Source organism: Ruminococcus sp. 1001136sp1_2201st1_G3_2201SCRN_220225 (assembly GCF_040924365.1).
GTDB classification, from domain to species: domain Bacteria; phylum Bacillota; class Clostridia; order Lachnospirales; family Lachnospiraceae; genus Blautia_A; species Blautia_A faecis.
The window spans coordinates 1-25,267 of the sequence record NZ_JBCOME010000037.1; the positions used below are offsets into that span (position 1 = coordinate 1).

General features: G+C 42.2%; 22 protein-coding genes and 2 pseudogenes. 3 read left to right on the forward strand and 21 right to left on the reverse strand.

Features of this window, described 5'->3' with window-relative positions; genetic code table 11:
* The 4 genes from AB5642_RS12440 to AB5642_RS12455 all read right to left on the reverse strand — a co-directional run.
* Nucleotides 1–636 (reverse strand): plasmid recombination protein (locus tag AB5642_RS12440; protein ID WP_368371661.1); only part of this gene is annotated, 636 nt, incomplete at its 3' end.
* 180 nt (nt 637–816) lie between these two features.
* Nucleotides 817–1,842, reverse strand: coding sequence for an AAA family ATPase (locus AB5642_RS12445; protein ID WP_055173304.1), 1,026 nt, complete (start codon nt 1,840–1,842; stop codon nt 817–819).
* Nucleotides 1,843–2,051: 209 nt separating this feature from the next.
* A complete protein-coding gene (locus tag AB5642_RS12450; protein WP_368371662.1) occupies nt 2,052–2,366 on the reverse strand; it encodes an RNA-directed DNA polymerase in 315 nt (104 codons plus the stop codon).
* Between the two features lie 498 nt (nt 2,367–2,864).
* Complete coding sequence (locus AB5642_RS12455; protein ID WP_055173302.1) at nt 2,865–3,488, reverse strand: DUF3267 domain-containing protein; 624 nt, start codon at nt 3,486–3,488, stop codon at nt 2,865–2,867.
* Between the two features lie 310 nt (nt 3,489–3,798).
* On the opposite strand from AB5642_RS12455, the gene AB5642_RS12460 reads away from it, so the two are divergent.
* A complete protein-coding gene (locus tag AB5642_RS12460; RefSeq protein WP_368371663.1) occupies nt 3,799–4,044 on the forward strand; it encodes a DUF6061 family protein in 246 nt (81 codons plus the stop codon).
* 176 nt (nt 4,045–4,220) lie between these two features.
* Here AB5642_RS12460 and AB5642_RS12465 read toward each other — a convergent pair whose 3' ends face one another.
* The 12 genes and pseudogenes from AB5642_RS12465 to AB5642_RS12520 form a co-directional block, all read right to left on the reverse strand.
* Entirely contained in the window at nt 4,221–4,682 is a 462-nt protein-coding gene (locus tag AB5642_RS12465) for a hypothetical protein (RefSeq protein ID WP_368371678.1), read from the reverse strand.
* 7 nt (nt 4,683–4,689) lie between these two features.
* On the reverse strand, nt 4,690–5,469 hold the full coding sequence (locus tag AB5642_RS12470; protein ID WP_110102443.1) for an ABC transporter permease: 780 nt from the start codon (nt 5,467–5,469) through the stop codon (nt 4,690–4,692).
* Nucleotides 5,470–5,471: 2 nt separating this feature from the next.
* Complete coding sequence (locus AB5642_RS12475) at nt 5,472–6,257, reverse strand: ABC transporter permease (protein WP_368371664.1); 786 nt, start codon at nt 6,255–6,257, stop codon at nt 5,472–5,474.
* Nucleotides 6,250–7,176, reverse strand: a complete 927-nt coding sequence (locus tag AB5642_RS12480; RefSeq protein ID WP_368371665.1) for an ABC transporter ATP-binding protein — start codon at nt 7,174–7,176, stop codon at nt 6,250–6,252. Before AB5642_RS12480 ends, AB5642_RS12475 begins: the two co-directional genes overlap by 8 nt.
* A gap of 224 nt (nt 7,177–7,400) precedes the next feature.
* Complete coding sequence (locus AB5642_RS12485) at nt 7,401–8,318, reverse strand: sensor histidine kinase (protein ID WP_368371666.1); 918 nt, start codon at nt 8,316–8,318, stop codon at nt 7,401–7,403.
* Nucleotides 8,319–8,323: 5 nt separating this feature from the next.
* Entirely contained in the window at nt 8,324–9,016 is a 693-nt protein-coding gene (locus AB5642_RS12490) for a response regulator transcription factor (RefSeq protein WP_368371667.1), read from the reverse strand.
* 91 nt (nt 9,017–9,107) lie between these two features.
* Nucleotides 9,108–9,944, reverse strand: a pseudogene (locus AB5642_RS12495) (nucleotidyl transferase AbiEii/AbiGii toxin family protein); the annotation flags it as partial.
* The gene (locus tag AB5642_RS12500; protein WP_368371668.1) at nt 9,945–10,538 is read right to left on the reverse strand and encodes an abortive phage infection protein; all 594 of its coding nucleotides are present in this window, start codon (nt 10,536–10,538) and stop codon (nt 9,945–9,947) included.
* 83 nt (nt 10,539–10,621) lie between these two features.
* On the reverse strand, nt 10,622–11,326 hold the full coding sequence (locus AB5642_RS12505; protein WP_368371669.1) for a DUF6040 family protein: 705 nt from the start codon (nt 11,324–11,326) through the stop codon (nt 10,622–10,624).
* Entirely contained in the window at nt 11,310–13,031 is a 1,722-nt protein-coding gene (locus tag AB5642_RS12510) for a MobA/MobL family protein (protein WP_368371670.1), read from the reverse strand. Before AB5642_RS12510 ends, AB5642_RS12505 begins: the two co-directional genes overlap by 17 nt.
* A 327-nt stretch (nt 13,032–13,358) precedes the next feature.
* On the reverse strand, nt 13,359–13,673 hold the full coding sequence (locus AB5642_RS12515; protein WP_368371671.1) for a relaxasome subunit MobC: 315 nt from the start codon (nt 13,671–13,673) through the stop codon (nt 13,359–13,361).
* A 146-nt stretch (nt 13,674–13,819) separates the two neighbouring features.
* The gene (locus AB5642_RS12520) at nt 13,820–14,050 is read right to left on the reverse strand and encodes a helix-turn-helix domain-containing protein (protein WP_368371672.1); all 231 of its coding nucleotides are present in this window, start codon (nt 14,048–14,050) and stop codon (nt 13,820–13,822) included.
* A gap of 175 nt (nt 14,051–14,225) precedes the next feature.
* Here AB5642_RS12520 and AB5642_RS12525 point away from each other — a divergent pair, with 175 nt between their 5' ends.
* Nucleotides 14,226–14,855: a helix-turn-helix domain-containing protein gene (locus AB5642_RS12525; RefSeq protein WP_004841162.1), complete on the forward strand. Its 630-nt coding sequence runs from the start codon at nt 14,226–14,228 to the stop codon at nt 14,853–14,855.
* 86 nt (nt 14,856–14,941) lie between these two features.
* A complete protein-coding gene (locus AB5642_RS12530; protein WP_368371673.1) occupies nt 14,942–16,237 on the forward strand; it encodes a tyrosine-type recombinase/integrase in 1,296 nt (431 codons plus the stop codon).
* Nucleotides 16,238–16,376: 139 nt separating this feature from the next.
* Here the strand turns inward: AB5642_RS12530 and AB5642_RS12535 are convergent.
* From AB5642_RS12535 to AB5642_RS12555, 5 genes and pseudogenes are all read right to left on the reverse strand, one after another.
* A pseudogene (locus tag AB5642_RS12535) lies at nt 16,377–17,009 on the reverse strand (GyrI-like domain-containing protein).
* A 176-nt stretch (nt 17,010–17,185) separates the two neighbouring features.
* Nucleotides 17,186–17,557 (reverse strand): TnpV protein, encoded by a 372-nt coding sequence (locus tag AB5642_RS12540; RefSeq protein WP_004612398.1) that lies wholly within the window; start codon nt 17,555–17,557, stop codon nt 17,186–17,188.
* Nucleotides 17,482–19,602 carry a recombinase family protein gene (locus AB5642_RS12545; protein ID WP_055173296.1) on the reverse strand — a complete coding sequence of 707 codons (2,121 nt, stop codon included), beginning with the start codon at nt 19,600–19,602 and terminating at the stop codon, nt 17,482–17,484. Before AB5642_RS12545 ends, AB5642_RS12540 begins: the two co-directional genes overlap by 76 nt.
* A 47-nt stretch (nt 19,603–19,649) precedes the next feature.
* Nucleotides 19,650–24,593 carry a DEAD/DEAH box helicase family protein gene (locus AB5642_RS12550; protein WP_368371674.1) on the reverse strand — a complete coding sequence of 1,648 codons (4,944 nt, stop codon included), beginning with the start codon at nt 24,591–24,593 and terminating at the stop codon, nt 19,650–19,652.
* On the reverse strand, nt 24,521–24,862 hold the full coding sequence (locus AB5642_RS12555; protein WP_226855158.1) for a TnpV protein: 342 nt from the start codon (nt 24,860–24,862) through the stop codon (nt 24,521–24,523). The genes AB5642_RS12550 and AB5642_RS12555 overlap by 73 nt, the downstream gene beginning before the upstream one ends.
* Nucleotides 24,863–25,267 lie beyond the last annotated feature (405 nt).

A 25,267-nucleotide genomic window follows, 5' to 3' on the forward strand; every position in this document is an offset into this window, starting at 1 on the left:
TCCGTTCTTTCTGAGAAGCGGATTGCCTTTTTCGTCGGTCAGCGGAATATCCGATTTCCATTTCTTTGAATGGCTGATTTGATGAACAACTTCCTTAACTGTTCCTCGCAGTTTTTCATCTTTGCAACGCTTGCTCCATAGGATTTCTTTCTCCACCACAGGCAGAACCATAGCGTGAAGATGATAGTGGTACACCTCTTTCCCAAGTTCCTCGGTTGCCGCTACATTGATTTCATCAGCGTGCATTACAGCCGATATAACATTTTCTGCACCGAATTTTTCCTCGATAAAATGGAACGCTTCTTCATAAAACTGCTTTGCATATTCGTAGCCACCGTTACGCTCGAAGTACATTGTGTTCACATCAATCACAATCTCATTGAACAGCGTTGCGTCTTTTCTCAAACCACGAAGCGACGCTAAACCATCAGCTTCCATCTGCTTTAATTGCTCCATATAGGTCGGGGCAAAAGGCTTTTTGAAATGCACATTATAGGGTATGCGTTCCTCAATCACATTCATATTTTCATAGCTTTCATTCTTGCGTTCGTTGTGCCTTTCCGCCTTGCTCACATCAAAAGCGGTGTACTTTTTTACCCTTGCACAACTCATATCCGCCTTGTTGTTTTTTGCCATTTTTGCTCTCCTTTCTCGGCAGGGCGAATCCATTACACGACATTCTTTGAATGTGTGTAACCCACTATGACACTTTCAGACTTCGTCTGCAAAGATGTCGTGGGCAAGGGTGTTCCCCCTTGACCTCCTTAGATACCTCAATCATAAAAACAGACTGTCCCATCAGCAGACAGCCTGCATTTATTCTCTCGGTATATCGCCCATCGGCAAAGACCAGTACCACAGAAAACCTTTCTTTCGGGAGATAACTCCTGCGTTTTTCTTTGCCTTTTTGATGGTCGATTTCTTGAACCCTGCGGCTTCAAGTTTTTCTTCACAATCCGAAGAAAGCATTTCTCCTCCCTGCAACATTTCAACGAGAAATGATTTTGCTTTCATCTCTTTTTCATTTGGTCTGCCCATTTGTGGAGCAAGAGATAAAAACGCTTCTTCGGCTGTCATCTCCATTTCGGAAATGAAGTCCACGCCTTTTTCGGCAACCTCAAAAAGAATTGCCGAACCTGTTGGTGCGAGATTTGATTTCACTTGCACCAAATATCTTTCCGCAGGTGCTTCCTTGTTCGGTGTGTGTGTGATTGCAAGAATGCTTCTTGCAGCACCCGCAATGTCAATCGAGCCGTTGGTGCGGTAGAGTGGATTATTATCTTTCATCTTGTTCATATGAGCGATAATGACAATCGCACAACCCATATCTTTTGCAACTGCTATCAGATGGTTAAACTCTGCTCGTGTTTCGTTGGCATTGTTCATAGAGCAGTTCTCTCCGATATACGAACTCAACGGATCAAGAATTAGGAGCTTTGCATTGTACTTTTTAATCGCTTCACGAATGCGGTTATCTCCGAAAGATAAAGTCTTTTCATCTTCCTTGATGAAGATAAGGTTTTCTCCGTCTCCGCCGGCAGAATTGAAGCGGGGTACTACGGTATCGTCTGCGTCATCTTCCGTTGTCTGATAGATGATAGTCATAGGCTCGTTTTCTTCCGTTTCTGTAAAGGGGAGTGGTTCTCCCTTTGAGAGCAGGGCGGCAATGGAAAGCATTAACTTGCTTTTCCCATCGCCCGGATCTCCTTGCAACAGCGTAACCTTACCAAAGGGAATATACGGATACCACAGCCACTTTACTTCTTTCGGCTCGATTTCACTTGCCTTGATGATTTCAAGAGGTACGCTGAAATTCATTTCGTTTTCATTCTGTTTCATCATTTCTTGTTCTCCTTTTCTGAAAATATAAAAACCACAGATTGATACCTAAACCTTGTTTGTGTTGCTTTTCGGGGCGAAAATCAAGGAAAAAACCTCGTTTTAAGCCTTTCAAAAAGGGACACAAGGCGTTTGTACTAACCTGTGGTTATGTATAAAATTGTAGATTTTAGGGTAACAAAAAACACCGTATTTCTACGATGTTTTTCGATTCAACACTTATCTTCATAAGAAGCTATCCCTAATGGTCTTTTCTTTCCATTTGCTTTAGGAATGTATACCCTCAGCGATGGAAGTGGCTTAAAGGATTTGTTTTTCAGCCTTTGTACTAAATCCTTGATATTTCTGTCAAGGTTCTTCCCATACTCATCTTTGGTTACCTTGTCGATTCCGACTGCTTTGCTCCCATCTAATTCCTTATGACATTGCTTTAACATATCTTCATTTATCAAATGGTACACTGATGTAAATATAGGATGTTTTGTTGTTGCTGATATTTCAGCTATTCTTACTAATTTCGTTTCCATTATTTCCTCCGTCCCTGAGTACGGATAATGTGTCCTCAGTAAGACCTTTACTATGCAATCCCCTTCCCTCCATCGGCATTACCCGATTTCTACAGTACTATGAGATTGTCCGACTACCTGCCATTCATTTGAAATCCTCCGTTTTCAGTTGTGACTTCATACTCTTTTTCGAGAAACGGCAGGTTCTCCCCAGTTGATGTGTATTCACGATGTAAAACATGATTGGTTCTCTGACTCCGCAGTGCCACATAATACTCGCCATATCGTATTACATGATATTGTCTTCCGCACCAGTTAAGACGTCGACCGACTGAAGTTAACGTTTCGAAGCTCAATCACTATTCAACCCTGCTTTCTTGCTGTCTACGCTTGTCAAATGCCGTTACCGACATCATCCCAAGACTCGCTATTATCTGGTTGGCTAAACCTTGGATAAACCGGATTCCCACCGGCTTGACTACACACCCTTAGCTGGGCGCACAACTGGAATCTGTCGTATTAGAGATACCAAACCAATCCATTTTCTGTTGCCTGAATCATTGCCCCCTTCGGTACCTTTCGCAATATGATTAAAACATCCATATAATCGGGTGCTGGAGAAATTAGTCCCATAAACGAAGGAACTACACATATTGTCATCAACCACTTCATTGAAATCGGGCAGACCACGAAAACAGCAAGAAAGATTATCCCCGGAATCAAAGGTGCCAATGACATCATTATATATCGTCCTCTGCTAAGTGCTGCTGAGGATGCAGCATATGCTCTCAACTGTTTTAGAGATACTCCTATATAAACTTTTGCCCCCTTTGGATAACTTATAGCATGAAGAAATTCATGTAACGGCATCGCAACAAAAAAGCCAATAATAAATGACAGCGGCATAAACCATAAATTAAATATAAATTCATCTGATTGCGCCTTTTTTGTAAAAATTGCAACAAAGCATACAATACAAGGGATAATCATGTATGGAATTGATGCTTTAATTATGTCATCTGGTCTGTCAATTAGAACTGCATTTTCAGGAATGCTTTTTTCTTCAATCTCTCTGTCCCACGGCTGCTTACCGTCCCAAACGTTTTCCCAGTTTTTATTGCCATCCCATATTATCTGCGCCATTTTAATATCCTCCACAAATTCCGATTGAGATTTCACCTATTTTAAGAAATTTAATAACTGTTATATTTTGTTATTAAATTCTCCGCAAACCATTGAAAACACTGGATTTATCGCAGGTGAACTTTCCCTTATTGTTTCCCTTGTGTTATATCGTCCCATCAGTGTTTACGAACTCTGATAAGGGCAAATACAAGGGCAAAAAAACATATAAAACAGTATAACACAAAATGAAAGTGACATGGTGAACTGATTGAAATGCTTCTGATTTTTGCAACAAATGATTGATTTAACGATAAGGAGATTTGATACGATGAGAACAATATTTGCAGAATACAATCCCAAGCGCAACAGTATTGATGTTTACACCTCTGTTGGCTATATGCTCCGCATTGACTGTTGGGAAGCTGAAAAGGACTTAAAAACCACACCAGGATCAGACTGTGCATTAAACGCACTCGCCATTGACGAACCTCTTGAATATGCAAGATTATATTTTGATGGAAATTTGCAGATGTGGGTAGATGCGGAAGATTCATTAGAAATTTTTAATTTTTAAACAAATACAACAGTTTAAATCACTATTAGCTACAATATTTCCGGAAAATTCCTCATAGGTTTGTGTAAACGCAAAGAAAGGGCGGCTCTGAAAATCAAAGCCGCCGTTCCAAATGGGCGTGTCACATTGTATGCTTTATGACGGCTTTTTTTCTTTTGCCGTCGTCCGGCAGAGTATTATTCAATATTTAATTCAATGTTTCCAGTGAAATTCTCACATTCAATGCCGATATAATTTCCACCATCAGGAAGTGTAATTGTGTCACTATAAGTTCCAGTTGCTTCAATCAAAGTGACTGCTTCATCAGATCCAGAAATCCAAAATACTTTTGCAGTACCTTCCGTAATCTCCAAAGTGCAATCAATAGACAGCTCCTTACCGGCTTCTCTCTTTATGGAAGTTCCTCCGAACAAATACTCTGTATCTGAAAAATTCTTATAATCAGCCGTATAAGTTCCCGTATAATCATCAATCCCTTTTTCTTTTGTTCCTTCCAAAGATAACTTTCCTGTAAGCTCTATGACTCCAGCCGACTGAACGATATTATTATAATGATTGAGAATTTCATCTTTTGAACAGCCAGAAATCATAAAACTTCCCAAAAGGACAAATGCCAATGCTAAAACTATTTTCTTAATAAAATCATCACCAGCCTTTCTTTGGTGCTACCTTTTTGGCCTTTTTCTTTGTTTGGGTTGCTTCTCGCTCTTTCATGCACAAAATCAAGATGGCAGAAATAACGACAGCAAGCACAAGACTGCAAGAACAGCTTCCGATATTCCAGTTGACTGCGGTATCATAGCTGCGGTAGCCTACCATTCCAAGACTTGCGGTAATCGGATAAAGGTTTGCTAATGTCATATTTCCTGCGGCAAACATCCCTCCATATCCATAGACAAAAGCAATGATTACACCGACTAAAAAGCTACCTGTCCTCCGACAAGTAAGAGCGATAATCGGCAGAACCGCAAGATATAAAAAGAAATTAACCGCAGTAATCTGCAAGGCTGCTTTTAGAGCTAAGGAAATCTCAAAGCCTGGAAATCCCACAATCATTTCCGCTATGATTGTAAACAAGCTGCATATCAGCCCGAAAATAATAGACAATACGCCGCACACAATCAATTTTCCGGTCAGCAGCTTCTTAAAAGAAATCGGCACAGTCAGAATATTTTTCAGTGTGTCATCCGTCTGCTCACGAGAAATCATATATCCAGCAATTAGGCTGATACACATCGGAAAAATCATGGACATATTGTTTTTGATGACCTGTTCTGTAAGATAGGCGAAATCCCAAACGGAACCATCATTCGCCATAGAGGTAAACAAGGTCAGCAGGACGGATAGGAGCATGAGTGCAACGCCCGCCCAAAGGATATGATACCTTTTCAATTTATAAAATTCTGTTTTTACAATGCGAACCATGTTTATTCCCCCCTCTGCTTATATAATCTGTCAATTAGTAAGAACGAAACCAATGCCATGATCCCAAGAATGAATACAACTTGAAATGTTGAAGGAATTAGCCCTGTCATTTGCTCTAAGTCCATTTTTATTCCATGAGCCGCCATATCTCCTGCACTCCAAAATGTAGTCAGTGGCGTGGGCAGAAGCCATAACATGGTTTTAGGCAACGTATCAAACAATGCCGTAGTACTCATGTTCAGAACACTGTAAAAGACACACAGTAAAATGGAAAAAACATAGGTTTTACTGAAAAAGACAACAAGGACAATCAACGGGAGTGTTCCTGCCGTAATGAAAATTCCTGTTTCAACCGCTAAAAACAATTTATAGCCTATTCCATAAACTTCTAATGTTCCAAATCCGCAAAGAATTGTTGCAATGGTAGAAGCCACACAAAAAACAATTCCAAAGAGAAACAGGACAATAATTTTTGCAAGCACCATTTGTGTGCTGGTTACGGGAATTGTACGCAGATTTTTGAATGTGTCGTTGTCGCGTTCCATAAAAAACAGGATAGCGGCAATCACACCGATAATGCAGGGCAGTAAAAACTGGATACCATATCCCAACACCATGTTAAATAGTCCGTCGAAAGCATCTGCCCGATCCGTATATCGCTCCATCATAGAGGGTGTTGTCATCAGATAGGTCAGCGGGATTGGAAACAGGAAAGCAGCCAAAATAATCAGCGGAATAAATTTCTTCCGTTTCAATTTCAAAAATTCACATTTGATCAGTTTAAGCAATTCCTTCGCCCCCTGTCACACGCTTGAAGTAATCTTCAAGACTTTCTTCACAGGTATGCGCCTCCGATACCTCCAATCCGTTTTCTACAAAGGCAGTTACAATTTTTCCCACAGGCAGATCAAGGTTGTGCAGGCGCAGATTGTGGTCGTCCTGTATGGAAAAATGGTTTTCATGGAAATTGCGTTCCAAAATTCTTGCTGCCTGTGCAGTATCAGAGAGCGTAAACCTGATATGCTTACTGCTTTTTTGCTCCAGCTCTGCAAGGCTTTCTTCTTCCAGTAATGCTCCGTGGTCGATAATTCCAATATCGTCAGCCAGCAAGGAAATCTCCGAAAGAATGTGACTGGAAATCAAAATGGTTTTTCCTCTTGCATCGCAAAGCTCTCGAATAAAGGATCGCACTTCTGCAATGCCGATGGGATCGAGACCGTTGATCGGCTCATCCAAAATCAAAAGCTCCGGATCGTGCATAACGGCAAGAGCGATGGCAAGCCGCTGCTTCATACCAAGAGAATACTGAGAAAAGAGCTTTTTATCTTTGTAGGGCAGTCCAACCAGATCAAGAGCGTCTTTGATGGCATGATTGTTCGGTACGCCCCGTAGGGTAGCAAAGATACGCAGGTTCTCTGTGCCGGTCAGATTGGGATAAAAGCCGGGGGACTCAATTAGGCTGCCGATACGGGGCAACAATTTCTTTTCATTCCCCTGCAAAGATTTTCCCCAGATTTTAACCTCACCGGAAGTCGGCTTCGTTAAGCCCAACAACATTTTCATGGTCGTGGTTTTTCCGGCTCCATTTCTGCCCAGCAGACCATAAATTCTCCCACGCTTCACATGGATATTTAAGTCAGCCACACTCTTTTGTAAGCCGTATTGCTTCGTCAGATTTTTTGTTTCAATGATGTAATTTGTATCCATATTCAAAACCTCCTGTTCTGTAAGGTATTCTATCACGCCAACCTTGCATTAACCTTGCCGCAACCTTGCATTAACCTTGCAATTAAGGAATAGGAATAGGAATTGCAATGCAAATCCTATTCCGCTACTTCTCAATCCGTTTGGGGATTGAGAAGGTTCCCATGCCATTTTCTAAAAGACTTCTGAAAATAAGTAAGGTTCCCGACATAAAGACGGGAACCCGCTTAAATCTCTAAAGGAAAAATCAACATAAATTCAGTTCCTTCTCCCGGAAAACTTTCAACTGTTATGCTTCCACCCATCTTTTCTACAAGTTGATGGACAATAGAAAGACCAAGTCCGCTGCCCTTTTCGGAGCGTCCTTTATCACACTTATAAAGCCGTTCAAATATGTGTTTCAAATCGTCTTTCTCAATTCCTACTCCATTATCCGCCAGCAGCAGCTCCATGTTATTTTCCTTCTTTGACAGGACAATTTTGATTTTGTCTGCATGGCTGTGAGCGATCACATTTTGAATGAGATTGTTGACGATCCTCATATAGCTGTCCGTATCCAATCTTACCCGGACAGGCTGTTCGAGAATATCAATGTCATAATCGACCTGCTTATCTTCAAAAATCGGTATCCAGTCGATTAGGATATTTCTTGTCAGCTCTGCGGCTTCAACGCTCTGGATCTCCAAAGCAAACTCGTTAGAATTTAACTTGAACCAGTCAAAGAGTACATCAATATATTCTTTCAGATCATGGGCTTTCCGGCGGGCGGTTTCAATATAATCATCCCGGTCTTTTCCTGTGACCAGTCCTTTGTGTGCAGCGTCAAGATACCCAATCAGAGTAGTAAGGGGCGTTCGCACATCATGGGAAAGGCTCGTCATAAGCTGGCGGTTGGTTTCTTCTGTCTGCCGTACAGTTGAAAGTCTGCTTTCATAAGCCACAACGATCTCGTTGATTTCATAGGCAAGAGGTGCTGTCAGTTCATTTGTTGCAGATAGAATACGCCGGTTGCCATTTCCGTTTTTCACATCAACCAGCACATCGGTCATTTCTGCTATTTGTTTTTTTACACGCCGAATGAGAACGATGGAAGTCAATACAACCACAACAGCAATCACAATGGACAAGAATACAATGATTTCCATACTGACTACACCTCCTTATTAAACCGGTAGCCAATCCCTTTGACCGTTTGTATATACTTTGGACTGGAAGGATTGACTTCTAATTTTTTTCGAAGCCGACTGATAATCGCCATAATGTTACTGTCATCATAGAAATATTCTTCGCCCCAAACTTCCTCATAAATCTGCTGTTTTGTCAAAATTTTTCCTTGATGCTTTGCACAGTACAGGAGCAGATCAAATTCCTTTGGTGGAAGTTCAAAAGTGCCATTTTCCGTCGTAACAGAACGATTTTCAAGGTCAATTTGCAATCCATCAAAATCCAGTTTTTGCACAGCTCCGGCTTGATGATTAAAACGGGTGTAGCGGCGAATGAGGGACGCAATACGGGCAATCAGTTCGTCCATATCAAACGGTTTTGTCAGATAATCGTCCGCCCCGGCCCGTAAGCCCCGCACTTTAGAAATGCTGTCATTTTTGGATGTAAACATCAAAATCGGCAGACTGTTCTCTTTGCGGATTTCTTCCAGCGTTTCAAAGCCATTCATACCGGGCATCATCACATCCAGCACTACAAGCTGGTATTCCTGCTCTTTTAATTTTTGCAAGCCTTCTTTTCCGGTATTACAAAAATCAGCTTCTATGTTTTCTGCTTGTACGCTACGTTTAATCAAAGCGCACAGCTCTCTGTCATCATCTATAATCAGGATTTTATTCATGGCGCAACTCCTTCCCTTGTTTTGTCCTTCCGTCAATCGGCTTTTCTGTGTTCTTGGGGAACTGCAATACATTATATGTATTTTTTGATATGATTTCATATAATGTGCGAATTGATTTCATAATGCTATGCCATGAAATGTCAGCAGCGTAAGTATAATTTTTTTGATAAGCTTTCCATAAGGTCTCCATAACCGGACTTGATTCAATTTCGTCAAATATTTCTCTTATGTCCTCAGCTTCTATCAGGTCTAATGTTCCCCTTTTTTTGGCTGTAGCCACAAGTGCAGTCCATAAAACTTGTTTTTGGAGTTGTTCTCCATACAACTTTTGTAAAATATAAATATCATAAAAATCTCTCATTCGTGTATTTGTAATGTTTCGACTAACAACAGTTTCCAATTTTTCAGCCAATACCGTTTCCAGATTATATGCCCATACCTCAATGGTGCGGTCTTCAAGCATAAGATTAAATTTGTACTTGATTTCTCTTGGTGTAATTACATCCCCTGTAGAAATATCAATCTTTAATGGTGTGATTACACCATCAAATTTCGTTTCCATGCTTACACGAACACCAGGATAATCTGCTTCTTCCATGATTTCCGATATCCGTTTGACCCGAAATGAAACACCATCGTCCAGTGGAATTGATATAATTTGGGATATAATCATTTCTACATCCTCCACACTAACATTGGTACCTTTTATGGTAGCATCCAGATCCATAGTAGCTCTGGCATCCAGACCAACCATTGCCGCCACAAGCATTCCACCTTTTAATATAAACTGGTTTTTATACTCTGATAGAGAAATTCGTTCTAAAAAACGTTCCATCATATAATTCCGCATCAAAATCTGTGCATCTGCGGATTTTTTCTTTGACAGGTTACGAATCAAATCCTTTAATTGTCTTGCTGTTGTTATCATCTAAAGTAACACCTCCAAATATGGTCTAAGTATGTTTTCAACATGAAACATAGCTGCGTATTTCATAAGCATCCGTAAGTTTTTATCCTTACGTTTTGCATATTGTTTCAATGCGTCTTGAAAGATCTGCACTTCAACATTTTTTCTACTACGAAGCAGATCACAAATTGTTCTCTCCATGTCATAAACGGGAACGGAATGTCCGAATGATGTCTGCATAGCTATGATTCCTATTTCATGTAAATCCTTTTTTACTGTATACACTTGAAAACCGTCTTCCTGCAAACGACTTGGATTATATCCAGTTCTTACTGTTATGGTGTATTTCAAAGGCTCTCTGTCCGTTAAATCATGAAAAAACAATGCAGTTTCATGAGAAAATACAGCTTGACCACAACGTAAATGCAAAAGGTACATTGCATCTGTCCACGTATCCGGCGATACATACACACCATGAGCAGCTTGTTCTAATCCTCGTTCCTTCACATATGCATAAAACACAGACTTACTAATTCCATTATTTAGAACTTGAAATGTCTGAATTGTCCCTCCACATTCACGCAACAACAAATCTAATTTTTCAAACTGAGTCATATATTTTTCTCCTTTCATGCTAATATGATAATACACATTAGTATGAAAGTAAATATAAGTAATAGCAGTTAAAAAATTAAATTTTAATAATATCCCCGTTCTTCCCGCCAGTCTTTCACATAACATCGGATTCCAATATAGATCACATGCACCAGAAGCAACAGTGCAATGAGGTTTATCGAAATGACAGATTTTATCCATTCTCCGAAGTAGACTACGATAGCTGTACTAATCATTATCACCATAATGCTGAGTATATCCCAACAATATTTCCGGTAGATTTTCCCCACCTGATAACCAATCCCGATTATCAGGAATCCCGTTATGAGGAATAAAATCCCCATAATAATGGCTGCGATCAACCAGTACAGAATCTCAGAAATGATACTATTTGAGATTCCATTGCTTAATTGTCCGAAAGAATCTGCACCTGTAACAAACTCTTGAAGCAGGCTTACAATTCCTTTTCCTATCGTAACGAAAAAAGTGATGCTGTCGTTAATGAAAGCAGTAGAAAGGATAGCCGCGAACAGTGTAGTGGCTATACTGTACCATGTCAGCAGGAATAGGATACTTTCATAACCTGTCGTCATATTTTTATATTTTTTCTCCAACTGAATTTTTCGGTTATCGCATTTCTCTTTTGCTTTCTGGTAAGCAGTGCGGTCACAGTTATCGCATTTCTCATAAGGCACTTTTTTCTCAACAGGCACCTCTACCGTCTTTTGGTGCGTCTGTGCATAGCGTTTTGCCTGTTCTGCTTTTTCGTACTTAAATTTCCATGTCACGACTTCTGCGTCGGCTCTTTTCCTGCTGTCTGTCTCGCTGGTTAATTGTTGCTCTGTTTGCCTTAATCTTGTCCGCAATGCTTCGATATTCTCGGCTCTGTTTTCGCTGTTCAATTTCTCGTTCAAGCTCAGCAATCTGCTTAGCTGCCTGTTCAGTTCCATAATCGTCTCGTCTTTCTGATCCAGTTCGTCCTGCATCTGTTCCGTCATCAGCAGAAGTTCTTCCACCTGCCCGACGTTCTCTGAGTTTACGCATTCTCTCATCTATATCCCTCGCTTTCTCTATCTGCTGTTTAAGGCCAGCAATTCGCTGTTCTGTTTCAGTAATAAGCTGTTCTCGCTGTTCAACTTCTGCGTTAATTCCTGCCATTGCTGATTCTCGTTTTCCAACTGTTCGATTCTGTTTTTCAGCTGCTCGATCTGGGAAAGCAGTTCTTCTGTATCTGGCAAAAGATTCAGTAGCCCGGATAATTCGCTGTTTAAGGTCTGCAAACTCTGGTTCTGCTCCTGGAAGGACAGAAGCTGTCTGTCCCGTTCCTGCAATTCCTGTACCATCTCTGCCATAAGCTTCTGCTGTTCCTCGATCTGGTTTATCATTGACTCCATCATGGGAATGACTTCCCGGCTTTCTTCTAAGGTCATTCAATCGCTCCTTCCATTGTGATAATGCACCAGACACTTTTCCGAAACTGATCTGTATCTTTTTCAACAGTGCATTTTGTCTTTTTATGATCTGGTTTTCCTCTACTTTCCATGAAGCTGTCTGTACTTGTCCATTCTGGAATTTCTCATCAATTTTTCTTGCATCTGCACCCTCATGAATTGTAGGAATTTCTAATTTCCCCTGTCTTGCATAGGAACGGTGGTCAACTCGTTGCTCTACTGATAAATGTGCATTACAGACTTTCGCCCATTCGCTCCGCCACAATTCACAGTTCTTTGGATCATTCCACCCGGTAGCATCGGTCAGCACCCGTTTCCATTGTTTGCGGTTCCTTGCACCAACTTTCTGATTACCATTTTCGTCCAGTACCGGGATTCGGATTCCATGACGGTCAGGATCCTTTTTATCCTGCCACCAGTCCGGGTGGAACTCATCGACCACGATATTTCCATCATTATCTCTGACAAAATCCCAGTCTTTGACTTCTTTGTTTCCCCATGAATGGTCTGGATTGAATGGACGCATGGTAACAAGTAAATGCACATGTGGGTTTCCATCGCCCTTATCGTGAATGCTCCAATCTGCACACATGCCTTTGTCTATAAAGTTTTTCTGAATATAATCCGTTGTATATTCAATCTGTTCCTGTCGGCTCCATTCTTTCGGAAGTGAAAATTCAAATGACCTGCCGAGTTGTGCATCCGAGGTCTTTTCAATCTTCAAAACTTCATTCCACAAACGCTGTTTCTGAAAAGTAAGTTTAAATTTTTCCAGTGCAGCATCTTTGTTATCTGCTCTTTTATACCGGACAGATTTCTGGAACCGTCTGATATTTTCAGCAGGTACATTCAGCCATTCCTGTGGTGCATTTTCACACATCAACAGGCTGGTATAAACAACTTCTCTTTTGGAAGTGTAATAACTGATTCTGCCTGTTTCTTCATTTTTCATCACATCGCCATTGAGATAAGCAGATGCCGATATGATAGATTTTCCTTTGCTGCGTCCAACAATCTTTACTGTATAATGAAAAATTGCCATGATCCGTTTCCCCCTTTCTGCCGTATCCGGCTTTGATTTCCGGCAGGTAACGTTTTCCTAAAAGAAAATGGTATCTGCCGGAACGCCCTCTGCGTAAGAGTGCCCTGTGCATAACAGCCTGCATGGAATGCGCCCCTCTGACGAAGAGTGTCTCCTGCGGCATGAGCAGGTCTGCATGAAATGCCCGCCGACGGAACGAGCCCGGCATGCATAAGCGCAGACCGGTTGCCACCTGTGGCAAACTTATACGGACGACCTCTGGTTGTCCATAAGTGCGCCCTTCATGATAAAGCAATGAAGGGAATGGAAACTCCACTCCCTCCGGCATTACACTTCCTCCGTATTTGTAACTGGCTCTTTCTGCATTGCCTTTGAGAAGAATTTCCCATTTGCTTCCTGCCTTTTTAAGAAGCCGACCAGTTTTGGAATATCTTCTTCCTCAATCACAGAACCAAGCACTGATTCCACTGCACCGCCAATCTGACAGAGCCTGTGGGTTCGTCTTTTACTTTCCTCAGCTTTCTTTCGCTTTTCCAGTTCTCGTTTCTGTGCTGCGTACTGTTTCGCTTTCTCAAGGCTTTCCTGTTCTCTCTTTTCCAACTGGAGCATACGCTCCTCATAACTCTTTGTTGATCTTGCCATAAATATCATCGTCCTTTCTTTTTTCTACCAAACATAAGTTTTCTGTTGTCTGTCAGACGAAGTACATGGTATAATCTGCTTGCGTGTAGGTATATCATGGCTTCGGTCTGATAGAACCTTTGGCGGTTTCTTCGGGAACCGCCTTTTTAAGTTGCACCGTTTCTTGTGACGGTTTTTACATTTCCCTTATCCCTCAAGTCCCTGCCCTCGTTGGCTTCCATGAAGAGTTCCAGCATATCCGTTTTGATCAGGACTTTCCTCCCGACCTTTAATACTGGAAGTTTCTTCCATTCCACCAGCTTTCTCAGGGTGTTCCTGCCGATTCCTGTGTAATCCGCAGCTTCCTCAATAGATAAGGCAATCTTTCTTTGCGTCATATGACCACCTCCTTGCAAATTGCATTATGCAATTTCTTTTGTGCTGTCAGTATAGCGTGTTTACATCGTCTTGTCAAGCATTACGAAATTATATTCATTGTTATTTAATTGCATATTGCAATATCGTTTGTCATGTGGTATAGTAATGACATACCGAAAAAGGAGGCACATCAGCATGAAAGATAAAGAATTACGCAAGCTGATCGGTAGCAGGGCAAAACAGCGCCGTACAGAATTGAATCTGACACAGCCTTATATCGCTGAGAAGATGGGTGTAACTGCATCTACCATTCAGAGATATGAAGCTGGAACGATTGACAATACAAAGAAAATGGTGCTGGAAGGTCTTTCAGAAGCTCTCCATGTATCTGTGGAATGGCTCAGAGGGGAAACAGACGAATATGAAACCGACATTACGGATAAAAGGGAATTGCAGATTCGTGATGCGATGACTGATATTCTCAAACAGTTACCTCTTGACCTTACGAAAACAGAAGATGCTTTTTCCAAAGACTTACTGCTGTTAATGTTGAAACAATATGAACTGTTTCTGGATTCGTTCCAGTTCGCCTGCAAGAATTACAAGGGCAATACCAAAGAAGCGGACATTGCAAAAGTAATGGGGTTTGAATCGAATGATGAATATAACGAGATCATGTTTCTCAGGGAGATCACCCATACTGTCAACGCATTGAATGATATGGCAGATATTGTAAGGCTCTATTCCAAGAAACCGGAAACAGCAGAACAAAGGCTTGCAAATCTTTTATCCGAAGTTATGTACGAAGATTCTGAATCGGTATAGTAAGGCAACCGGAGTTGTGATATACTTACACGCAAGAAGCATTTCAGCAGTTCTGATTGTCTGATATCGAAAGGAGACATACGATTATGGCAAAAGGATCTGTTAGAAAGAAAGGAAAGAAATGGTACTACCGCTTCTATGTAGAGGACGCAAGCGGCAAAATGGTTCAGAAAGAATACGCCGGAACCGAAAGCAAAAGTGAGACAGAAAAACTTCTCCGCAAGGCACTGGAAGATTACGAAGATAAGAAATTTGTTGCAAAAGCAGATAACCTTACCGTAGGTGAACTTCTGGACATGTGGGCAGAAGAAGAACTGAAAACCGGAACACTCAGTAATGGCACAGTGGAAAATTATCTCAGTGCAATCCGTTGCACTAAGAAACACCCGATTGCAGACCGTAAACTGAAAACAGTTACTGCCGAACATTTACAGGCATTTCTCGACCTGCTTATATTCGGTGGCGAGTTTCCAGACGGAAAAGTGAGAAAAGGATACAGTAAAGATTATATCCATTCTTTTTCCGCAGTGTTACAGCAATCATTCCGTTTTGCAGTATTTCCAAAACAGTTAATCAGTTTCAATCCGATGCAGTATATTAAGCTGAAAAAGCAGGCAGAGGAAGTTGACCTCTTTTCTGATGATGAAGTTGAAGAAGGCACACAGCCGATTTCACATGAGGATTATGAACGGCTTATCAAGTATCTGGAAAAGAAAAATCCATCTGCTATCCTGCCAATCCAGATTGCATATTATGCAGGACTTCGTATCGGGGAAACCTGTGGTCTTACATGGCAGGACATCAACCTTGAAGAACAATGCCTGACTATAAAACGCAGTATCCGTTATGACGGTGCAAAGCATAAAAATGTGATTGGAACAACCAAGCGAAAGAAAGTAAGGATTGTTGATTTTGGAGATACGCTGACTGAAATATTGAAAACAGCCAGACGGGAACAACTGAAAAGCCGGATGCAGTACGGGGAACTTTACCACCGCAACTACTACAAAGAAGTGCATGTGAAAAACAGGGTGTATTATGAATACTATCACCTTGACGGAACACAGGAAGTCCCGGCAGATTATAAAGAAATCTCTTTTGTCTGCCTCAGACCGGATGGCAGTCTGGAACTGCCGAGTACACTCGGCATTGTATGCAGGTCAGTGTCAAAGAAGCTGGAAGGATTTGAAGATTTTCACTTTCACCAGTTACGTCACACCTACACCAGCAACCTGCTCTCGAATGGGGCGGCTCCAAAAGATGTACAGGAACTGTTAGGACATTCCGATGTCAGTACCACAATGAACATTTACGCTCACTCAACAAGAAAGGCAAAGCGAGATTCCGCAAGACTTCTTGATAAAGTAGCAAGCAATGCCTAAATAAAATTTTCCCTTATTTCCCTTGCGGATTCCTCACAAGGGCAAAAATAAGGGAAAATACATATCATTTCACTATCTAAGGGGCTGAAAAGTCCGTAAAATAAGGAAAGTTCAAGAAATCTCTCCACAAATACCGATTTTACGCTTTCTTAATCGGATGTCTAATTACAGTTTTCCATTTCTCTGGAGCAACCTTTCTTGCATCAGACATATAAATCTCGTGGTGCAGTCTATCTTTGTTAATATCATTGAGATACCCATTTTGTTCTATATAAGTATCCATAAGAGCAACGGTTGCTGGCTCATTATCAAAAGAACCTATGTGCATAATTTGAACGCATAATCCTTCATCAATCGTAAGATATTCTGCTGACGAACAATCAATTTTCTTCTTTTTCGTTGCTGTTTCTATCGCCCAGTCAAAATCAGCTTTAGATATGAAATCAGGCAAACGAATAACAGAAATCCAGTTAAAAGCAGATTTATTTGTATAATCTACACCCACAAAATCATCCTGCCACCAAAAGCCTTCCAATGGCGGAACAACATATTCAAAAAAGCCTTTAATTTTATAATCGGTCTTGTAACTCATTTTTAATGTGTATGCAACAGCATATAGAATACTGATTGCTTATTGATATGCCCCGCCTTCTTCATTTGGATTGCCTTTTCCTCTAACTGCAATATAATTTGCCTTAGGTACATTTACAATCTCTGGTTTATTCTTAGGCATATAAAATTCTTTAAATTCTTTCTTAAAATCAAAAGCCATAACAACCTCCAAAATACCGATTTGCTGTCTTAATTTAAATGCATTATACCATATTTATTGTGATTTTTCAACTTGCCCACTTCGACTACACTCCCGACTTAATGACTTCTTGAATACTTGCCGAAAAAGAAAAACTGCCATCGGTTTGACAGCAGTTCTTCTTCGGTTGGTATCCGTTAGGAATACACAATATCATTCAATACAATCTCATCGGCACAGGTTCGAATGTTATTCATCAATCCTATCCATCTCATCATATCCGTTGCTTTCAGTTCTTCCGTTACACCCTGCTTCTTTGCCATTTCCTTTATCAGATATTCCGCCATATCACGAGCCGAAGTATCAATTTCGGCAAGGTGTTCATATAACTTTCCGCTTGTCAGCAGATTAAAATATAGCACACGCTTATGTTCCCTCAAATATCGTTGCCGCAATCGACCATATTTTGAAAGGGGAGGACTTTTCTCTACTGTCAGGCAGGGATAATAGTAATCTCCGATGAGTTCGTATCGGATACCTGTTCTTTCGTCTGTAATAAATCTTTGCATAGTTCTTTCTCCTTTTGCTTCTTGTAGTAAAACTCCAAGGTTTTCTTATTGTGATTTACCTTTTTACATTCCTCGGAACAGAATTTCTGCTGACTGTGTGTAGGCCAGTAAGTACTGCCACACACAGCACATACACGCTGACGATAATAATGACTTCCTTTTTCCGCTTCTCTATCGGCTTTTGTCTTATCCTGCCTTGCCTGATAGCAGCAATCCTTTGAACAGAAAATCTGTCGGTTGCTTGTAGGGGTAAACTCTTTCCCACAATGAGGACATACCTTTGTTTTGACGATTTCGCCACCGTTTTCAGCAAGTTTTTTTGCCTTTCGCTTCTCTCGATAGGCTTTTTCACGCTGACGCTGTTTCTCCAATCGCTTCTTTTCTTCCTGTTCTTCCTGCTCTTTTATCTCGGCAAGTTCTTCCTCGGTGTAGGCAATATCGACCTGTCCGACATAATTGAAGTAAATATCAACCTTTTGTGTCTTTGCTTTTCCCACACCCTCGGCTTCATACACCACAATCTTGTCAATGAGTTCGGTAAACATCAAATCAGAAACTTCCGTAGGATTTTTGTACTTGCGTATCAGCGATATAAAATGCTGAATATCCATAGTGCTGTCTTTTTCTTCAGAAAGTTCCTTTTTCATCGTTTCCATTTTCGCTTCCAATTCAGCCTGTTCATCGTCATACTGCTTCATCAGTTGCTTGTATTGTCTTTCGGGTAGCAATCCCGATATAAGATTTTCATACAAGCCACGAATGAGCGTAGAGAGTTCGTCATAGCGTTTCTGACAGCGTTTCAACTCCGATTGATTGTGCTTCGGCTTTTCCTCTTGCTTATCTTTCCAAAGGGATTGCAGTTCCAAAGCAAAGGCTTTTTCATCATTCAGAACAAATCTTGAAAAGCGTTTAACTGCCGATAATATCAAGGCTTCAACATTATCAGCACTAATCGTATGGGAAGTACAGGAATTAACCCTGCTTGCATACCCGCCGCAACGGTAAGAATACTGAACAGAACCGTCTTTCTTGCTATAATGCGTTTGCAAAGTCATTCTCCTGCCACAGTCGGCACAGTACAGATAACCGCTTAATCGGTTGGTATGTGTACCTCTTGCCGCAGCTCTGTTCACTCGTTTCTTTCGCTTCTGAACGCTGTCCCAAAGTTCCTGCGATATGATAGGCTCGTGGGTGTTATAAAACACATACTGCTCATCTTCATCGGTAGTCTTTCTCTTATGCAATTTAAAATTGGTGCTGACCGACTTTCTCAAAACAGTATGTCCAAGATATTCCTGCCTGCTTAAAATCGTTCTAATGGCAGATATGCCCCAAATATAAGGGTCTGCAAACTTAATCCCGTTGTACTGTTCGGGGTGATATTCCTTTGCATATGCGGCAGGAATTAAAACCTTTTCTTCGGTCAGTATTTCCGCTATGGCTCGTGGACTTTTGCCCTCATTGGCAAGCAGAAAGATACGCTTTACCACCTCAGAAGCCACAGGGTCAACAACAAGCGTCTGCTTATCGCTCGGCAATCGGTTATATCCATAAGGGATTGAACCGCTACAACGCTTTCCGTCTTTCATTCGGGCATCAAATACAGCCTTGATTTTATTGCTCGTGTCTTTGGCATAAAATTCGTTCATAATATTCAAAAACGGAGCAAAATCATTATCCGAAGCATTGTTGCTGTCAATGCTGTTGTTGATTGCAAGAAAACGGACATCTTTCTGCGGAAACAGAATTTCCGTATAAAATCCGACTTGCAGATAGTTTCGCCCTAATCGGCTCATATCCTTAACAATCAATGTTCCGACATTGCCTGCTTCAACTTCTTTTATCAAAGACTGAAAGCCTGGGCGATTGAAATTTACACCCGAAAAACCATCGTCAGTAAAATGGCGGATGTTCTCAAAGCCATTTCTACGGGCATAATCTTCGAGGTATTTTTTCTGATTGGTAATGGAATTACTCTCGCCATTCAGGTCATCATCTCTTGATAATCTCTCATAAAGTGCTGTAATCTTTGAAGTCCTTGACATTCTCTTAACCTCCTTCCTTATGTATTTTCAATTTAGGACAGTTAATTTTATCGTCCTATTAAAGTATAGCCCTCCGGCGAAAGTTCAATCGCCGTAACCGTCTCCCCAAAAGCCGCCGCCCAGGAATCAAAATGTCCGAGGCCCATTTTCTGGATTGTATCATATTGTAAATACCGCATGATGGTGTAGAGTTCAACCATACTATTGGACACTGGGGTCCCCGTTGCAAAGGTAACTCCTTTTCCTCCGGTCAGTTCATCTAAATACTGGCATTTCATAAACATATCGGAGCTTTTCTGTGCGTCCGTCTGGGCGATTCCGGCAATGTTCCTCATTTTTGTGTAGAGGAACAAATTTTTATAATTATGGCTCTCATCCACAAAGAGCCTGTCTACGCCAAGCTGTTCAAAGGTCACCACATCGTCTTTCCTCGTCTGGTCATTTAATTTATCCAGTCTTGTCTGCAGGGATTTTCTTGTCTTTTCCATCTGCTTGACTGTATAACGGGTTCCCTCCTGCCCTTCTGCATCCTCAATCGCCATAGTAATATCACGAATCTGTTTCTCAATCGCTGCCGCCTGACGTTCTACAGAAAGAGGAATACGTTCAAACTGGCTGTGCCCGATGATAATGGCATCATAATCCCCGGTAGCAATCCGGGAACAGAATTTCTTTCGGTTGGCAGGTTCAAAATCCTTCTTTGTGGCAACAAGGACGTTTGCCCCCGGATAGAGCCGCAAAAAATCACTGCCCCACTGTTCTGTCAGATGGTTCGGCACCACATATAAATTTTTCTGGGATAATCCAAGCCTTCTGCTTTCCATACCTGCCGCAATCATCTGGAAAGTTTTTCCTGCACCGACACAATGGGCAAGCAGTGTATTATTTCCATATAAGATGTGGGCAACCGCATTTTTCTGATGCGGCATCAGCGTGATTTCCGGTGTCATACCCGTAAACTGAATATGGCTTCCATCGTATTCACGTGGACGGCTGCTATTGAATAATTCATTATACTTTTTGCATAATGCCTCTCTTCGGTCTATGTCACGGAAAATCCACTCTTTAAAGGCTTCCTTTATCATCTCCTGTTTCTGTTGTGCCAGCATGGTTTCCTTTTTATTCAAAACCCTGTGTTCCCCGTCCGCATCCTCAATGGTATCGTAGATTTTCGTATCACGCAGGTTTAAGGCATCCTCTAAGAGACGGTACGCATTTGCTCTCTGGGTTCCATAAGTAGACTGCACAAGGGCATTACCCCTGTTGTCCATATTTTTCCCGGTAATGTTCCACTGCCCATTAACGGCTGCATACCGGACATCAATCTTGCTTCCCAGATAATAGCCCGGTGTATGAAAGGTTTCCCCCATAAACTGTGTTATATACTCTGTATCAACCCAGGTTGCCCCCAGGCGGACTTCAATCTCCGAAGCATCCAGGTCTTTCGGCTGTACTTTTTTAAGATACTGCACATTGCCTTCATACTCCGGATGGTTTTCGGCAAATCTCTCTGCAATCCCCAGCTTTTCACGTACATTTCCGGACAAATATTCATCCGAGGTTTCCCACTTGTCTGTCAGTGGATTCCGGAAAATTGCGCCTGCCAGTTCTTCCGTGATTTGTTCCTCTGTTTTTCCCGATAATTCTGCCATAAACGGCAAATCCACTTTTGCACGTTCCCCGATGGATACGGCAAGGGCTTCACTGGCGGTATCCACACTGGTCACTGGTTCTGCCCTGCGGATGGTACGCTTGCTGAAAATATCTGCTTTACGCTTCAGCTTTCCTTCCTCATCCAGATATTCCAGAGATGCCAGCAGACAATAGCTGCTGTCCTGCGAAAATGCCCTGCGGTTTGCCGTACTGCTGATCAACCCATACCGGGAAGAAAAACGGTCATACTGCTGATTCAATTTTTTCTGCAGAAGAGCTATCTCTTCATCACTGCCATCCTCCATCTGACACTGGATAAGTTCCTGTGTCACATTTCTCAGCTCAATCATCCCAAGTACACGTTCCGCTGTCAAAGCTGGCAGTTCCACCGGATTCATCTTTGAGTTTTCCCGGTAATATACTTTCCCGTCTACATTTGTAAAACTGAAATTCCTTACCGCCGGGTCTGCCGGAATGGAACGGTCTGTTTCTGTCAGTTCAAAATCGTCCAGTGTATTCTCCGTAATCTCTCCCTGTATATGGCTTATCGCCTCTTTTAACTGTACCGCAAGTTCCATCCCTTCAATGGGTTTTACTGTCACTTCCTGTTTTCCGTACTGTGTACTTTCTACAGAAAGTTCCCCTAACACCATTTCCGGATGACGGACAAAGTAGGCATTCATCCTATATCCTTCCGGTGTTGTATCAAGCTGTACCCATTCCGGCTGTTCCAAAGATGCACAATCTCTTTTCTGGAGAAACAAAATATCTGACACCACATCTGTCCCTGCATTCTTTCGGAAAGCATTATCCGGCAGACGGATGGCTCCAAGTAAGTCAGCACGATTGGCAATATACTGACGGACAGCCGGGTTCTGCTTATCCAGTGTGCCGCTGGAAGTGACCACTGCCACAACACCGCCCGGACGAACAAGGTCAAGGGATTTTGCAATGAAATAATCGTGTATCATAAAATTGTGGCGGTCGTACTTTCGGTCAGCTACTTTATAGCTTCCAAATGGCACATTGCCAATCACACAGTCAAAGAAGCTGTCTGGGTACTGCGCCGTTTCAAATCCCTGCACAGAAATATTATTTTTCTGGTAAAGCTGTTTTGCTATCCTCCCTGAAATGCTGTCCAGTTCCACCCCATACATTTTCAAATCTTCCATGCTCTTTGGTACAAGTCCCATGAAATTTCCAACACCACAGGATGGTTCCAGTACGTTTCCTGATTCCAGCCCCATATTGGAAAGTGCTTCATACATGGCATGGATCACAACCGGAGATGTATAAAAAGCATTTAAGGTAGAAGCCCTCGCCGCCCGGTATTCTTCTGGAGACAGTTCTGAATATAATTCCGTAAATTCCCCTGCCCACTGATTGTTTCCTTCCTCAAACGCCTGTGAAAGTCCGCCCCATCCTACATAACGGGATAAAATTTCCTGTTCCTGCGGAGTTGCCAGACGGTTTTCAAGTTCCAGTTCATGCAGTAACTTCACCGCTTCCATATTGGCACGAAATTTCTGCTTCGGTCCGCCTTCCCCCAAGTGTTCATCCGTAATACGGAAATTAATCAGTTCCGGTCTGATGGTTTCCTGTGCTGTGTCCGCATGTTCCACTGCTTCCGCCTTTTGCTGTTTTGTCGGCTCCTGAAATGGGATTTCCTCTGCTTTTTCTGTCCCTTCTACTGTCTCCGGTACAACTTTCTCCTGCTCTGCTTCTTTCTCTAATGGCTCTTTTTTTTCTTCTTTATCCTGTATATCAGATTCCATCCAATCAAACAAAGACAACTGCTTTCCATTTTCCACCGCTGTTTCCTGCACACGTTCCGGGAAGATGGTATACGTCCCCTCCACATATCCATGTAAGTCCACAAGGAACTGTACCTTTGCTTCATAGCCTTCAAAATCCAGTGGTAAGGATGCAAGGGCGGCATCCATCTTTTCCACTAATTCTGCTGCTGTTTCCGTATCTTCCAGTGCTGCAGCCAGTTCAATTCTTGCGTCATCATGGAAAAAATCATCTGTAAACGGACGTTCTGTTTCTTTTGGCAGACGGGCATAAAAACTAAGGATACGGTTTACCATCTGTTCCCGTTCGTATCCCGGCATTCTGGAATAATCTGCAGCTTTTAGAAATTTATCATTTTCAATCAGATACGTTACCCTCTTCGCTACCTGCGGCCATTTCAATAGTACCTGCGTATCCGGGTTTCCAAAACTTCCCCTCGCCAGCTTTAATCCTTTTCCGTTATAGTCCGCATGAGAATCATCCGCACCGTCAAGTGCATGACTGCATCCGCCTGTCCCGTACCGTTCCTTTAAAAAATCTGCCATTTCCTTTTCCGTTTTATTCTGGAGATAAAAAGCATAGGTACTCAACCTTCCATCTGAATAGGAACCGCCACGGGCAAGAAACGAATCTATCTCATCCTGTGTAATAAACAGCGGATGTTCCTCCCATGCAAATCCGTCTCTTGCGCCAAATGGCACTGCCTCTTTTGCAAATTTTTTAAACTGTGCCGATACCTTATCCGGACGGTAGAAATGAAAACGCATGATGTCTTTGTCCTCCGCATAGGCCAATGCTGCGCCCTCCAGGCGCTCGTTTATTTCCGACAGATATTCCGGCTGTGCCAGCAGTTCACTGAGGTTTTTTACCGTATCCGGGAATCCATGATGAAAAATCTCTGTGTCACCAAACACAATCTCTGCTACGCCTTCCGCCATATCGTGTTTCATGTATGCCAATACTGTCGCATGTTCTTCCAAAGCATTCAAACGTGCCGCATCCAGCACCACCTGGGGAGCGTATTCCCCCTGACGCAAAAGCTGGTGGATACGCCCGCTTACCTCTTCCCATGAAAGAAATACCTTATCCAAAATCCTGTCCGTTACCGTATGCCCCACTGCAACCTGCATTCCCAGCTCATCAAACCAGACGGAATACTCTGTACCGTCAATGACAAGTCCCTTTCCGCCTGTTCCATATTCCCGGCGTACAAATTCTGTATATTCCTCCGGTGTCTGCTCAATCATAAAATTATAGATGATACGAAGCTGGCTTCCTTCCCGGTTGCCGCCCACACGCAGCACTTCATCCACCACATCCGGGGATATGGAAATCTCCCCGGCATATAATGCAGCCATACGTTCCTCAATCTCCCGTATCTGTTCCTTTGCAGTCGGAAGTGCAGGCAAAGAAAAAGCAGAGGCTTCTATCTCCTCTGCTTCACTCAAATCCTGTTCTGTTGTTTCTTCACTTAACTGTATACCAATTCCGTCAAGATGCTCTCCTCCGCCATCGCTGTCAGGCTGTTCATATGGGCTGTCCATGCCATCGGATCGCTCTCCTTCTCCGGAGCCGGATAACGTTCCAGCAGCCCTTTCATCAGTACTTCCATTCTCTCCTGCGCTGCCTTCTCGGTCTGTGCCAGATGATTCTCCAGTTTCCCGGTCAGCATCATACTCTGATACCAGTTCTTCCGATGTTCCTTCAGAAATGTCTTCCGAAGCATCCCGTATTTCCCGATTGCCACTGTCTCCTCTTTGATTATCAGGTTCGGAAACAGATAATCTCCCTTTCTGTGATAGGTCAGTTCCATGTTCTATCTCTCCTTTGCTCTTACTTTTGCGAATTAACGTGTTAAATTCATTATAGCCGATGTAGTTTTGATCTGCAACCGTTTTTTCCTGTTCTTCCATTTGGATTTTTCGTATGGTTTTCCCAATATCCATAAGTATAGGCTCCACAAGCTGACTGACTGCATTTCCAAGAAATGATAAAACCGAAAGTCGGTTAAAATCCGTAATCCCGAAAAAATGTTCCTCCTCCAGATATTCCATTGGGTCAATACCACATCGGCGTGATAAAATATAAAAAGCACTGTTTGAATACAGTTCCCGGAACATGACACGGATACTGTCCTCGTCCAGTCCATACAGGAAACTGTCCTCAATCTCATACTGCAGCCCCTCCATCGCTTCCTCCAGATTCTCCTCTGCCATAT

Coding starts and splice junctions, on each gene's coding strand:
- AB5642_RS12530 (WP_368371673.1), top strand. CDS start 14,942: ATGGCAAAAGGATCTGTTAGAAAGAAAGGAAAGAAATGGTACTACCGC.
- AB5642_RS12540 (WP_004612398.1), bottom strand. CDS start 17,557: ATGCAAAGATTTATTACAGACGAAAGAACAGGTATCCGATACGAACTC.
- AB5642_RS12555 (WP_226855158.1), bottom strand. CDS start 24,862: ATGGAACTGACCTATCACAGAAAGGGAGATTATCTGTTTCCGAACCTG.
- AB5642_RS12520 (WP_368371672.1), bottom strand. CDS start 14,050: ATGACGCAAAGAAAGATTGCCTTATCTATTGAGGAAGCTGCGGATTAC.
- AB5642_RS12515 (WP_368371671.1), bottom strand. CDS start 13,673: ATGGCAAGATCAACAAAGAGTTATGAGGAGCGTATGCTCCAGTTGGAA.
- AB5642_RS12455 (WP_055173302.1), bottom strand. CDS start 3,488: ATGGCGCAGATAATATGGGATGGCAATAAAAACTGGGAAAACGTTTGG.
- AB5642_RS12500 (WP_368371668.1), bottom strand. CDS start 10,538: ATGACTCAGTTTGAAAAATTAGATTTGTTGTTGCGTGAATGTGGAGGG.
- AB5642_RS12525 (WP_004841162.1), top strand. CDS start 14,226: ATGAAAGATAAAGAATTACGCAAGCTGATCGGTAGCAGGGCAAAACAG.
- AB5642_RS12450 (WP_368371662.1), bottom strand. CDS start 2,366: ATGGAAACGAAATTAGTAAGAATAGCTGAAATATCAGCAACAACAAAA.
- AB5642_RS12470 (WP_110102443.1), bottom strand. CDS start 5,469: ATGGTTCGCATTGTAAAAACAGAATTTTATAAATTGAAAAGGTATCAT.
- AB5642_RS12485 (WP_368371666.1), bottom strand. CDS start 8,318: ATGGAAATCATTGTATTCTTGTCCATTGTGATTGCTGTTGTGGTTGTA.
- AB5642_RS12510 (WP_368371670.1), bottom strand. CDS start 13,031: ATGGCAATTTTTCATTATACAGTAAAGATTGTTGGACGCAGCAAAGGA.
- AB5642_RS12445 (WP_055173304.1), bottom strand. CDS start 1,842: ATGATGAAACAGAATGAAAACGAAATGAATTTCAGCGTACCTCTTGAA.
- AB5642_RS12550 (WP_368371674.1), bottom strand. CDS start 24,593: ATGGACAGCCCATATGAACAGCCTGACAGCGATGGCGGAGGAGAGCAT.
- AB5642_RS12460 (WP_368371663.1), top strand. CDS start 3,799: ATGAGAACAATATTTGCAGAATACAATCCCAAGCGCAACAGTATTGAT.
- AB5642_RS12545 (WP_055173296.1), bottom strand. CDS start 19,602: ATGTCAAGGACTTCAAAGATTACAGCACTTTATGAGAGATTATCAAGA.
- AB5642_RS12480 (WP_368371665.1), bottom strand. CDS start 7,176: ATGGATACAAATTACATCATTGAAACAAAAAATCTGACGAAGCAATAC.
- AB5642_RS12490 (WP_368371667.1), bottom strand. CDS start 9,016: ATGAATAAAATCCTGATTATAGATGATGACAGAGAGCTGTGCGCTTTG.